Raw genomic sequence first — 12,728 nt, 5'->3', positions numbered from 1 at the left:
ACGATCTCAGTGACGGGGATCGGCGGACGGTCGTCGCCATGCTGTCCAACGGACTTGCGAAAGCCGTGGCGCGCGGAGGATTCGTGGCGCTGTCGGTCATCTACCTGTCGAGTGGGCTGCGCATCGATGAGCAGACGGTCGCGGTCGCCGTCTTCATCGCAGGGGCGTTCGGGCTTGTCGGGTCGCTCGTCGGCGGGTTCGTTGCCGACCACTTCAGCCCGAAGGCGGTCACCGTCGGTTCGTCCTGCGGTGTGGCAGTCGGGTACGGCGCGCTCGTGTTCTGCGACGACTGGCTGATGGCTGTCATCGCGTTCAGCGTAGTGGCTGCATTCGACCGGAGCTCCGCTGCGACTCTCGCGACGTGGATCGGTCAGCGGCTGCCGACCGCGGCCGCGACGAGGTGTCGCGCTCTGATGCGTGCGGTCGGCAATCTCGGCATCGCGATCGGAGCCGCGCTCGCTGCGGTCGTCCTCGTACTTCCTGACCCGACTCCGTACGGCGCAGCGTTCCTTGCGATGGCGGTAGCTGAGATGGGAGGCATCTTCCTGCTGTTACGCGCCCCTCGGCCGAAGCCGGTCGACGCCCGAGAGGCCGGGGAAGGATCGCCGCTGTCGGTGTTCGCCAACCACGGATTCACGGTCTTCGTCCTCGGGATCGCTGCGCTGTCGTCGTTCTACCTGATCCTGGACTTCCTGCTGCCGCTGTGGGTGTCGACCGGAACTGAGGATCGCTACGTCCTCATCCCCGTCGCGATCGTCGTCAACACCGTCCTGGTCGTCCTGCTGCAGGTCCCGATCTCCTCCCTCGCAGACACACCCTCACGGTCGGCTCGTGCGCTCGCTCTCGCGGGCGGACTCCTGTTCGGCGCGACAGCGTTGTTCGCTTCCTCGACGCTGGTCCCTGACCTGCCGGGCGCCGCACTGTTCTGCGGGGCTGTCGTCGTCCTCACCCTGGCCGAGCTGTTGACGTCGGCTGCCGGGTGGACCCTGAGCTACGCCTACGCGCCGCCGCATCGGATCGGTGCCTACCAGGGCGTCTTCGGCTTCGGAACGTCGCTCGGGGTCATGGTCGCGCCGGTCGCTCTCACTGCGATCGTCATCCGGCCATCGGTCGGAGAGACCGCGGTCGGCTGGCTGATCCTCGGCGGTGCGTACACGATGATCGGCGGTCTGCTGTGGGTTGCAGTGTCGCGCCGGTTCCGAGCCCAGAAGCACTGATGGCCCCTGGGGCACAGCAGTCGAGGACTGCGTCGCGGCGTTCGTGGGGGCAGGGGCGACAGCGAATGCTCGGACCGTATCCTTCACCAACGATCGTCCTTACTGAAGGATGGCTCCATAAACTTCAGTAACGCCCCTCCCTGCTGAAGCCTGTCGGGCGCCGAGGTGCGCTCTGAGCCGTCGCCAGCACCAATGAGACGCGCCGGTTTGACTCTCCCGTAGGGGGAGGCGTGATGCTTGAAGCATGTTGCACATCGGAGAGTTCGCAGGCATGACCGGGTTGAGCGTCAAGGCGCTCCGCCACTACGACGAGAAGGGCGTCCTGGTTCCGGCCGACGTCGATCCCGACTCCGGCTACCGCCGCTACGGCGAGGAGCAGGTGCGCTCGGGCGTGATCGTGAAGGCCCTCCGCGATGCCGGTGTTCCCCTCGCCGCGGTGGGTGTCTCCGTCGCCGGCGCCGACCCGTCGACCGCGATCGACGTGCACCACCGCCTCGTCCTGGAGCAGCGGGAGCAGGAGGATTTGGCGTTCGCGCAGGCCCGCTCGGTCATCGCATCGCTCGCGGCACCGGTCGAGGTCGTCGAACGGGCGCTCCCACCCCAGTCCTACGTCGGCCGGGTGCTCACCGTGCCGCGCGGCGACGAGGACGCCGTGACGGACGACGACGCGAACGAGCAGTTCTCGCAGCTCTCCGTCGCCCTGCAGGAGGCCGGCGTCGGCCCGACGGGCACGTTCTGGACCGCGCTCCGTCCGGGCGAGCAGGGTGCAGTCGAGATCGTCTGCTGCTGGCCGACCTCGTCGCAGCTCGAACCGACGTGGGGTGGTGACGAGACCACGGTCGACGTGCTGCCCGAGCGGACCGAGCTCGCCGCGGTCTGGCGACCCGAACCAGGCGTCGAGCTCCCCGAGGGCTCGACCCACCCCGCGGTGGTCGCCCTGTTCGACGCGATCGCGGAGCGGGGGATCACGATGCCGACCACCGAGCTGCGGCAGCGGGTGCTCGGCCAGACCGCCGACGAGTACACGGTCGAAGTGTCGATCACCCTGCCGTGAGGTCGCGGTCCCATCGCGCTTCCCTGGGGCGTGTCAGGCCGGGTCGTTAGGCTGGAGTCGTGGCCAACAGCAAAGATTTCGACACCCGGTACGAGCTCCGTGAGTTCCCGTTCGCGAACGGGGCCGACGGCGAACCGACGCCCGAGAGCCTTGCGGCCCTCGACGCCATCGGATTCGGTTTCCACGAGTCCACCCCGAAGCCGGAGGCGCGCAAGCGCAAGGTGAACGAACTCATCGCCGACGAAGCGGTGCTGCTCGGTGCCTATGTCCGCAAGCCGCAGCCCGGTTCGGTCGACGAGACCTGGCCCGCCGGCACCTTCTCCTGGTTCCCGAAGGCGCTCAGCTGGGGCGACGGCACCAGCATCAACACGCAGGCGATCTCCGACGTCACGGTCCGCCCGACCGAGCGCCGCCGCGGGATCCTGCGCCGCATGATGACGCAGGCTCTCGAGCGCGGCGTCGCTGACGGCTATGCGATCGCGGCCCTCACCGCCAGCGAGGGCACGATCTACCGTCGCTTCGGATTCGGCTCCGCGATCCGTGAGCGCAACGTCGTCGTGAAGCGCGCGAAGGCCCTGCCGTTCCTCGCGCCGACGAGCGGCATCGTGTCGGTCGTCACCCCCGAGTATCTTGTCGATGGCGTCGCACGTCAGGTGTTCGACCGCTTCGACGAGCGCTCGATCGGGTCCATGGTCCGCAACACCGGATCCTGGCCGTTGGTCCTCGGCACGCTGGGTCGCGACGGCGAACCGGCGAAGGACACCCGCGCCGCCGTGCACCGTCCCGCCGACGGCGAGGAGATCGACGGCTACGTCACGTGGCGCATGGTCGAGCAGCCCGGCGGTCAGACCGGCATCGAGATCATCGACCTCGTCTACGCGACCGACGCGGCCTACCTGTCGCTCTGGGAGTTCCTGCTCTCCATCGACCTCAACGACGTCGTGAAGTACAACCGCGCCAGGCTCGACGACCCGATCGTGTCGGCCCTCGGCGACAACCGTGCCTACGACATCGAGCACGAAGAGGACCACGTGTGGCTGCGCGTCCTCGACCTCCCGGCCGTCCTCGCGTCGCGTCCGTTCGCGGTCGACGGCACGTTGACGATCGCGGTGACGGACGCGCTCGGCTACGCGGCCGGCACGTTCCGCCTCGCGGTGACCGGTGGTCGCGGCACGGCCACGAAGCTGAGCGACGAGACCGACGCTGCCGGCGCCGACCTCGCGCTCGACGTCGCCGACCTCGGTTCGCTGCTGCTCGGCGCGGTCTCGCCGGTGTCGCTCGCTGCCGCCGGTGTGCTGCAGGCGGCCGACCCTGCTGCGCCGCTCCTGCTTCGATCGATGCTCCAGACGCCGCGCGCTCCGCACGGGATCACCTTCTTCTAGGCGGTCCCGAGCAGCGACCCGCGGATGCCGCGCCGTCGCGGATCAGTCGCGTTGCTCGATGAGGGTGAGTTGCGTGCCGTCCGGGTCGATGAGGAATCCGGCCCGGAGTCCCCAATCCTGCATCCGGACCGGATGCAGGCGAGGCGCGCCGACGGTCGCCTCGGGGACTCCTGAACGTTGGATGGCGTCGTAGAGTTCGTCGACGTCGGCCACACGCAGGCAGCACATGAAGTTACTCGATGCCGGGTCGAGGTCGGGTGCGGGGAAGAACTCGAGCTGCAGGCCACCGCGGACGAGGATCAACCAGCCCTCGTCTCGGAACGTGCGCTCGAACCCGAACGCCGAGTAGAACGTCTCCGTCGCGTCGAAGTTGCGAGACGGCAGGTTCGGTGTCGCGCGGTCGTGTCGTGTCGAGGTCATGGACTCGATGATCGCAGCGCGACGGCCGGCTGGGAAGATCAGGCCTGCGTGGCCGGTGTCGCGAGTCGTTCGCGGAGGAAGGCGACCACGCGCTTGCGTGCTTCGAACGCCGGGTGGCCGTCGCGCTCGCGGACCTCGCCCGTGAGGACCGAGTGGGCGGTCTTCGCGAAGCCGGCTGCGTTGCCGGGGGAGGAGTCGAGTTCGATGACCTCGAACGCGTCGCCGAGCTTGGCCGCGATGGTGGAGAAGCGCTCCCGCGGGACGGCCCGATCCTCGCTGAATCGGAGGCCGAGTGCGCAGACCGAGCCCTGAGCCGCACGGGCTGCGACGGCGTCGAACTCGGCGGCGGACATCCCGGGGTCGATGCGGCGGGCCCGGCTGACGGGGAACGGCGTGGACGGCTGGCTCATGACGGAAGCGAGGACGTGCTCGTCGACGGCAGCTGCGAGCGCGAATCCGCCGGTGAAGCACATGCCGATGACGCCGACGCCAGGGCCCGGCGTCCGGGCCGCGAGGTCGGCGGCCAGTGCCCGGACGTGGTCGGCGACCGGTCGGTGGGCGCCGGTCGCGAACGCCTTGAACTCGGCGGAGACGCAGACCTTGCTGACGCTCGCGAGCGTGTAGCCGAGGGTCCCCTCGTGCCCGGGCGTCCCGAACGGTGACGGGATCGCGACGGTGAAGCCCTCCGCGACGAGGTGCTCCGCCAGCCCGAGGACCTCGGGCGTGAGTCCGGGCAGCTCGGGGATGAGGACGACGCCCGGCCCCGACCCCTTCTCGAAGCGGTCGTGCGTGACGCCGCCGCCGGTGAACGGGGTCCGCACCCAGCCGGTGAGGTCTGCGCGTGGAGCGAGGTCGGTGGTCGCATCGTCGGTCATGGGGTGAGCGTAGTCCTGGTCGCTGCGTCCGATCTGCTGGACCGTGGCACGTCCCGCCTGGGAAGCCACCCGCCGTTCACCTCCCGGTCACCGCCGCTCCTCCACCCGGCCACCCCGCGCCGATGGGATGGGACACGATCCCCGTCCCTTCGTGCCCTGGAGACCCATGCCCCGCCTCACCCGTGTGTTGACGATGACCGCCGCGTGCGCCATCGGTGCAACCGCCCTCATCGCGACGCCCGCCGCCGCCATCGCCGCCCCAGCGCCGGGGCTCCAGATCAACGAGATCGAGTCCTCCGACGGCCAAGCCTCAGACTGGATCGAGTTCACCAACACCGCGACGACCGCGGTCACGCTCGACGGCTGGGTCGTGAAGGACAACAAGGACGACAGCAACTACGCATTCCCGGCCGGCACCGTCGTCGAGCCCGGTGCGTTCCTCGTCGTCGACGAGGACCAGCTCGGGTTCGGGCTCGGCAAGGAGGACTCGGTCCGCCTGTTCGACCCGACGGCCGCGATCGCCGACGAGTACTCGTGGACCGCACACGCGCCGGTCACCTACGGCGTCACCGCCGACCGCGCCGGCTGGGCCGAGACCACCGAGTCGACGAAGGGCGCCGCGAACGTCTTCACCGCACCCGAGGTCCCCGAGACCGACGGTGAGATCCGCATCAACGAGATCGACTCCCAGCCATCCGACTGGGTCGAGTTCTTCAACCCCGGCACGACGGTGCTCGACATCTCGCGCTACGAGATCCGCGACAACTCCGACGACCACCGCTGGCAGTTCCTGCCCGGCACGTCGATCGCCCCCGGCGAGTTCCTCGTGGTCGACGAAGCGACGATCGGCCTGGTCGGCGGCACCGAGACGCAGGGCGCGTTCCGTGACCCGATCGGCATCGGCAGCGCCGACGAGATCCGCCTGTTCGACGCGACCGGCACGCTCATCGACCGCTCGGGAACGTGGAGCGGCCACGCGGCCATCGACGGTGACTTCATCGCCGCGACGCTCGCCCGCTGCCCCGACGGTGAAGGCGACTTCACGCTCGCACGCATCACCAAGGGTGCCGCGAACGACTGCGTCCTCCCGAACGTCGCGATCAACGAGGTCGAGTCGAACAACGACGCGACCGACTGGGTCGAGATCGTCAACCTCGAGGCGACCGCGCTGGACATCTCCGGCTGGACGCTCATGGACAACGACCCGGTGGGCCACGCCGCTGACACGACCCCGCTGCCCGCGGGCACGATCCTCGAGCCCGGCGCCTACTTCGTCTTCGACCAGAATGTGAACTTCGCGTTCGGGCTCGGCAACGGCGACACCACCACCGTGCGGAACGCCGCCGGCGCGACGGTCACCGAGTACACCTACGCGGCCCACGCGGACGGCGTCTTCGCGCGCTGCCCCGACGGCACGGGCGAGCTCGTCGACACGGCCGTCTCCACCAAGGGCCTGCGCAACGCCTGCGGCAACCCGGTGCGCATCAACGAGGTCGAGTCCGACGGCGGTTCGCCCGACGACTGGATCGAGCTCGTCAACCCGACGACCGCCGCGCTCGACGTCTCCGGCATCGTCGTGAAGGACGACGACGACACCCACGCTTACGCCATCCCCACCGGCACGAGCATCGCGGCCGGCGGCTACCTCGTCATCGAGCGCGCAGCCCTCGGCTTCGGTCTCGGCGGCAGCGACACGGTCCGTCTCTTCGAGGGCGACGCACTGCTCGACTCGACCACCTGGGGCGAGGGCCACCCGGCGAACACCTGGGGACGCTGCCCCGACGCGACCGGCGCCTTCGCAGCGACGGCCGAGGCCACCAAGGGCACAGCCAATGTCTGCGCCGGTGAGATCCCGGTCGGTCCGTGGCCTGGTTCGCCCGATGTGACGGTGCTCGACACCACGCCGATGTTTCTCGAGGACAGCTCAGGACTCGACACCCAGGTCACCGCTGACGGCGCGTTCCTCTGGGCCGTCGACAACGGCACCGGCTCGTTCTGGAAGCTCGCGATCGCCGCAGACGGTTCGGTCTCGTTCGTCGACGGTTGGGAGAAGGGCAAGCGCGCCCGCTTCCAGAAGGACGCGTCGAACCCCTCCGCTGCCGGCCCCGACACCGAGGGCATCACCGTCGACGGTGCTGGTTCCGTCTATGTCGGTGTCGAGCGCGACAACAGCGTGAAGGGCACGACGCTCAACGCCGTGCTCAAGGTCGACCCGAACGCGCCCGGCCCCGACGTCGTCGCCTCCCAGGAGTGGGACCTCACGGCCCTGCTGCCGACGGTCGGTGCGAACCTCGGTGTCGAGGCCGTCGAGTGGGTGGTCGACGGCGACCTCGCCGGCAAGCTCTTCGACGACAACACGAAGGCGACGTACGACCCGGCGAACTACGCGGGCCACGGCGACGGACTGTTCTTCGTCGGCGTCGAGGACACCGGCGACGTGTACGCGTTCGCACTGAACGCCGACGGCTCAGCCACGCTGATCTCGACGATCGACCCGGGCCTCCCGGCGGTCATGGCGCTCGACTACGACACGACGCTCGGCGTGCTGTGGGCCGTGTGCGACGACGGCTGTGCGGGTACCGGTGCGCAGATCACGCTGAACGGGACCGAGCAGCCCGGGATCGCTCAGGTCGAGCGTCCGGCCGGCCTGCCCAACCTCAACAACGAGGGCTTCGCGACCACGCCGGCCTCCCTGTCGGTCGACGGCAAGCGTCCCGTGTACTGGTTCGCCGACGGCTACGCTTCCGAGGCCCTTCGTCTCGGGTCGCTGCCCGGAACGATCACGCCGCCCGTGACGCCCCCGACCGGTGGGGTCACGCCACTGCCCGGGACGAGCCTCACCGAGGCCAACCGCGGTGCGATCACGCTGGCCGACACCGTGCGGCGGGGCGAGACCGTGACGGTCGGTCTCGAGGACCGCTTCGCGACCACGGCCGTCGAGGTGTGGCTGTACTCGACGCCGGCGCGGATCGCCACCGGCGCGACGAACGCCGCCGGTGACCTGCTGGCGACGATCCCGGCCGACGCGACGCTGGGCGACCACCGGGTCGCGGTCTACGCGGCGGACGGTTCGCTCATCGGGTGGACCGAGGTGCGGATCGTCGCGGCCGACGGGACGACCGTCGACGGTTCGGCGTCGGGTGGGGCACTCGCGACGACCGGGACTGAGCTGCCGTTCGGCACGATCGGCGCGGGGGTCCTGCTGGTCCTCCTCGGTGGAGTCCTCGTCGCGATGCGTGCGCGTCGCCGGGCGGTCTGACCGACTGAACGGTCGACGGCCCCGGGAGCACCCAGCTGCCGGGGCCGTCGGCGTCACCGGTCGGGCTCGCCCGGTGTGTGGTGGTGGTGCCAGCGCGGTGCGCTGACGTGAGCGCGGGTCTCCGGAGGGGTGCGCTCGCGTGTGTCGGGCGCGGTCACGCCGGGAGGTGCACACTCGCGCCGAGTGCGGCGCACTCACGTGAGCGCACCGCCCTAGCGAGTTCGGTTCCGGTGTCAGAGCGGTGCGCTGGGGCTGACCGCGGGTCTGGCGCGTGGGCGCGGGTCTCCGGAGGGGTGCGCTCGCGTGTGTGGGGTGCGCCCACGCTGGGTCGGGAGCACTCGCGTCAGCGCACCGCGCTGGCAGCCGGCAGAGGACGCAGGTCGGGCCCGGGTGCGATGCTGGGTGGATGGACGAGCACGGGAGGACCGAGGGTGGCGTGACCGTCGGTCGGGCGGCGGCCGAGATCGGGGTGTCTGTGCGGACGCTGCACCACTGGGACGAGCTCGGGGTCGCGACACCCTCGGGGAGGACGAACAGCGGCTACCGCTCGTACCTGCCCGTCGACATCGCCCGACTCCGCCGGGTCGTGCTCCTGCGTGATCTCGGGGTCCCGCTCGCTCGCATCCCCACCCTGCTCACCGCGCCGGCCGCCGAACGACGGGCGGAGCTCTCGCAGCGTCGGCACGAACTCGACGACACCATCGAACGACTCGAAGCCGTCGCCCGATCCGTCGACCGCCTGCTCGAAGCCGACGAGGTCGGCGTGCTCGTCCCTGAGGACGAGCGCGAAGCGGTGTTCGGCGAGGACTGGAACCCCACGATGGCTGAGACGGCCCGCGCCCGCTGGGGTGACTCCGCGCAGTGGGCCGAGTACGCCGAACGGTCTGCGACCCGCACGCCGGACGACTGGCGGGCGCTGGTCGGGCCCATGCGCGACCTCGTCGACGAACTCGCCGAGGCCAAGCGCGCCGGTGCCCTCGCCGGGAGCGAGACGGCGAACACCCTCGCCGAACGGCATCGCGCGGCCCTCAGCGAGTACTTCCACTGCACGCCGTCAATGCACGTGATCACCGGTCGCCTCGCCCTCACGGAGCCCGGCATGGCCGACACCTACGACCGGATCGAACCCGGCCTCGCCGCGTGGCTCTCACAGGTCATCGACGCGAACGCGCGCAGCCACGGCGTGGACCCCGAGACCGCCGTCTGGGAGTGAGAGCGATCCGCCTCAGCCCAGCTCGCGGAGTGCCACCTCGATGATCGTCGCGCTCGGAACGTGCAGGGCTTCGGCGGCGGTCGTCCCCGTCGCCGCCAGATACGCGTCGACGAGACGGTTGCCCGCTGCATACCCGGCACCCATCGGCAGACCGACCGGCTCGCCCCCGTGTCGCAGCGCGGCTTCGTCACCGTGTACCCACGAGACGAAGTGCTGCATCCCTCCGACGTCGAGACCCCCGACGACCCGGTCGAACACCGCGTCGTCGTCGAGGTGCGCGACACCGATCGGCGTGTAGCCGGACGGTCCGTGCAGCTGCCGGGCGAACGCGTCCGCGAGCCCTTCCGACACCACCTGCTCACCGACCACGACGGTCGCCGGATCCCACACCACCCCGCCCGGCGCGTATCGCAGGTTGTGGTTGAGTTCGTGGACGGCGGCCGCCTCGAGGCGCGCGAGGTTCTCCTCCGTCGGCCAGAGGATGAGGGAGATGAACCCGGTCGCGCTGCCGTTGCCGATGAACCCGCGGATCGACTCCATGAAGTAGGTGTCGTCGGGGTCGCCGAGGATGAGCAGGACGGTGATGTCGGGCACGACAAGGGTCGGGACCGCCGCGAGCTGGGTGGCGATCGCCGCGTCGAGCGCCCGTGAGATCCGTCCCCACGCGTCCGCCGCGACGAGTCGGTCGAGGGCGTCGACGACCCGATCCCGGCTCCGATCGATCGGGAACCCCGAGCCCATCGAATGCATGGCGAGCAGGTCGACCTCGCCCGGGAAGTACCGGTACATGTCGGCGACGGGCTCGAGCATGGCGCGGAGTCGCGCGGGTCGTTCGGCTTCCGGTGCATCGAGGACGGAACGCATGCCGCTGGCGGTGTCGAGGATCGTGGTCGTCATGGTGACGACGCTAAAGCCTCACGCCGCGTGAGGGTCAAGTGCCCTACCCTGGGAAGCTGCCAGCGCGGTGCGCTGACGCGAGTGTGGTGTACCCGGCGTGACCGCTGCACGACCGGCCCGACCGCTGCACAACCGGCGTGACTGCGCCCCGCGCGCGCGAGCGCGACCCTCCGGAGACCCGCGCTCACGCGTCAGGCCCGCGGTCGCGTCAGCGCACCGCGCTGGCCCAAGGCGACGGCGGGCGGAGGAGCGGGCTAGCGGGAGCGCAGCACCTCGAGCGCCTGGGGCGAGAGCGGTGACCCGGCGCGCTTCGCGGCGTACAGCGCGGCGCCGATCGCCGGACCCAAGAGCGGGGTCCGGAGTTCGTACCGGGCGGGCAGCGCCGCGATGGCCTGCTCGAAACCCGACCGCACCGGCTCAGCGGAGAACACCCCGCCCGAGTACGACACCGGAACGACCTCGTCGCCGCTGAAACCGAGCTCCACGCGGGTCGTCTCGACGATCTCCGCCAGCTCCCCGCTCGCGTCGGCCAGGATCCGCGCCGCGACCTCGTCACCCTGCTCGGCAGCAGCGACGACCGTCTTCGCGAGATCCGCGATCCGGCCACGCTGACCCTTCCAGCGGTTCATGACGACGTCGATCACATCGAGGTCGCTCGTGATCCCGACCCTCGCCCGCACGAGGTCGACGAGCGGACCGCGCGGCAGGCGACCATCGCTCATCCGCGTGAAGGCGTTCAAGCCCCGGGTGGCGATCCAGTACGCCGAGCCTTCGTCGCCGAACAGTTCGCTCCACCCGCCGACCCGGTGCCCGCGGCCGCGGCGCTCGCCGTACGTCATGGAGCCCGTGCCGCTGATCACGTTGATCCCGTCGACGGCACCGAGCGATCCGGCCCACCCGCACACCATGTCGTTGTCGCAGGAGAACCGGTCATGACCGAGCACGTCGCGCGGTAGCGCATCGAGGTGGGCGATGTCGGAACTCACCTCGCCGTACCCGGGCAGACCGAAGAAGGCCTGATCGATGTCGGCGGTCGTGACACCCGCCTGCCGGCACACCTCCGAGACACCCTCGGTGAGGATGCGACCGACCAGCTCGATCCCCTCGTCGAAGTAGTAGCAGCTCGCCGTCCTCGCTTCCGCGAGCACCCGTCCGGCGTCGTCGAGCAGCACGAAGGCCGTCTTCGACCCGCCGCCGTCGACGCCGAGGTACCGCGCCACGACTACTGCTCCTGCAGCTGAGCGGCGACACTCCGAGCGTCGTCGACGCCGTCGAACTCGTGGATCCGGACGCCCTGCACGACGCGGTTCACCGTGCCGCTCGGGAACGGGTTGTCCGGGGTCGCGCCGAGCTGGAGCGAGTACGACAGGCCGAGCAGCTGGGCGACGAGCACGTAGCCGATCGCGAGCTGCGCGTCGTCGAGGCCGGCGAGTTCGGGCAGCACCCAGTCGTACGCTGTGGCGTCGGCGACCGGCTCGGAGGAGATCGCGATCACGCGTTCCGGCGACAGCGTGGCGCGCAGTTCGGTGACGATGTCGAGGTCGTACCGCCGCGTGTACGGGTCGGACGACAGGTAGACGACGACGAGCGTGCTGTCGTCGACGACCGCCTTCGGTCCGTGACGGAACCCGAGCGCCGAGTCGTAGTAGGTGACGATCCGTCCGGCGGTCAGTTCGAGCAACTTGAGCGCCGACTCGCGGGCCAGACCGGTGAGCGGGCCGCTGCCGATGTAGACGACGCGTTCGCACCCCTCGTTGGCGAGCGCGCGGATGTCCACCTCGCGCTGATCGAGGATCGTCGTCGCGCCGGCCGCGAGCGCCTGCACCGCGGCGTCGTCAGCGCCGCCGAGGATGAGGAGGACCGAGAGCAGCATCGAGCTGAAGCTCGACGTCATCGCGAAGCCCTCGTCGTTCGACCGCAGGGGCATGAGGATGGTGAGCGACGAGGCGCGGTCATGGTGGCGTCGGTACAGCTCGCCGGTCTCGTCGCACGTGATCACCAGGTGGTGCACCTCGGCGAGCGACTGGTCGGCGAGTTCCGTCGCGGCCACGCTCTCGGGGCTGTTGCCGGAGCGGGCGAACGACACGAGGAGCAGCGGGACGTCCTCGGCGAACGACTCCTGCGGGTTGGAGACGATGTCGGTGGTCGCGACCGCGTCGATCCGGCGACGGAGCGTCCGGGTCAGGGCCGGTGCCGCGATCTCGCCGACGAAGGCCGAGGTCCCCGCCCCGGTCAGGACGATACGCAGCTCGGGTCGTGCCAGGAGCGGTGCGAGGAACGCGTCGATCTCCTCGCGGCGGGCGGCGATCCCCGTCGACGCCTCGAGCCAGACGTCGGGCTGCTGGGTGATCTCGCGGACGGTGGCTTCCGAACCGACGATGGTGGTGATGGACACGGGTTGCTCCTGGGGT

The 12,728-nt window shown here is 70.3% G+C and carries 10 protein-coding genes; 5 read left to right on the top strand and 5 right to left on the bottom strand.

The window, feature by feature from the left end; translation table 11 throughout:
- The first annotated feature begins 38 nt into the window (after nt 1-38).
- From IFR14_RS18405 to IFR14_RS18395, 3 genes are all read left to right on the top strand, one after another.
- Nucleotides 39-1,217: an MFS transporter gene (locus IFR14_RS18405; protein ID WP_191941875.1), complete on the top strand. Its 1,179-nt coding sequence runs from the start codon at nt 39-41 to the stop codon at nt 1,215-1,217.
- A 244-nt stretch (nt 1,218-1,461) separates the two neighbouring features.
- Nucleotides 1,462-2,271: a MerR family DNA-binding transcriptional regulator gene (locus IFR14_RS18400; RefSeq protein WP_191941874.1), complete on the top strand. Its 810-nt coding sequence runs from the start codon at nt 1,462-1,464 to the stop codon at nt 2,269-2,271.
- A gap of 59 nt (nt 2,272-2,330) precedes the next feature.
- Nucleotides 2,331-3,653: a GNAT family N-acetyltransferase gene (locus IFR14_RS18395; protein WP_191941873.1), complete on the top strand. Its 1,323-nt coding sequence runs from the start codon at nt 2,331-2,333 to the stop codon at nt 3,651-3,653.
- A 42-nt stretch (nt 3,654-3,695) separates the two neighbouring features.
- On the opposite strand, the gene IFR14_RS18390 is transcribed toward IFR14_RS18395, so the two are convergent.
- Both IFR14_RS18390 and IFR14_RS18385 read right to left on the bottom strand, forming a co-directional pair.
- On the bottom strand, nt 3,696-4,073 hold the full coding sequence (locus tag IFR14_RS18390; RefSeq protein ID WP_191941872.1) for a bleomycin resistance protein: 378 nt from the start codon (nt 4,071-4,073) through the stop codon (nt 3,696-3,698).
- 38 nt (nt 4,074-4,111) lie between these two features.
- On the bottom strand, nt 4,112-4,948 hold the full coding sequence (locus IFR14_RS18385; protein WP_191941871.1) for a dienelactone hydrolase family protein: 837 nt from the start codon (nt 4,946-4,948) through the stop codon (nt 4,112-4,114).
- 166 nt (nt 4,949-5,114) lie between these two features.
- Between IFR14_RS18385 and IFR14_RS18380 the strand changes: the two genes are divergently transcribed.
- Both IFR14_RS18380 and IFR14_RS18375 read left to right on the top strand, forming a co-directional pair.
- Nucleotides 5,115-8,207: a lamin tail domain-containing protein gene (locus IFR14_RS18380; RefSeq protein WP_191941870.1), complete on the top strand. Its 3,093-nt coding sequence runs from the start codon at nt 5,115-5,117 to the stop codon at nt 8,205-8,207.
- Between the two features lie 406 nt (nt 8,208-8,613).
- A complete protein-coding gene (locus IFR14_RS18375) occupies nt 8,614-9,420 on the top strand; it encodes a MerR family transcriptional regulator (protein ID WP_137244030.1) in 807 nt (268 codons plus the stop codon).
- A gap of 12 nt (nt 9,421-9,432) precedes the next feature.
- Here the strand turns inward: IFR14_RS18375 and IFR14_RS18370 are convergent, their stop codons facing one another.
- From IFR14_RS18370 to IFR14_RS21500, 3 genes are all read right to left on the bottom strand, one after another.
- On the bottom strand, nt 9,433-10,317 hold the full coding sequence (locus tag IFR14_RS18370) for a DUF2268 domain-containing protein (protein ID WP_137244029.1): 885 nt from the start codon (nt 10,315-10,317) through the stop codon (nt 9,433-9,435).
- A gap of 254 nt (nt 10,318-10,571) precedes the next feature.
- Nucleotides 10,572-11,537: an N-acetylglucosamine kinase gene (locus IFR14_RS18365; protein WP_137244028.1), complete on the bottom strand. Its 966-nt coding sequence runs from the start codon at nt 11,535-11,537 to the stop codon at nt 10,572-10,574.
- Nucleotides 11,538-11,539: 2 nt separating this feature from the next.
- The gene (locus IFR14_RS21500) at nt 11,540-12,712 is read right to left on the bottom strand and encodes an SIS domain-containing protein (protein ID WP_191941869.1); all 1,173 of its coding nucleotides are present in this window, start codon (nt 12,710-12,712) and stop codon (nt 11,540-11,542) included.
- Nucleotides 12,713-12,728: the final 16 nt, after the last annotated feature.

It is taken from the genome of Plantibacter sp. CFBP 8775 (assembly GCF_014839505.1).
Taxonomy (GTDB): domain Bacteria; phylum Actinomycetota; class Actinomycetes; order Actinomycetales; family Microbacteriaceae; genus Plantibacter; species Plantibacter auratus.
Note: the sequence above shows the minus strand (reverse complement) of the source record. Positions and strands in the feature narration are given on the sequence as shown.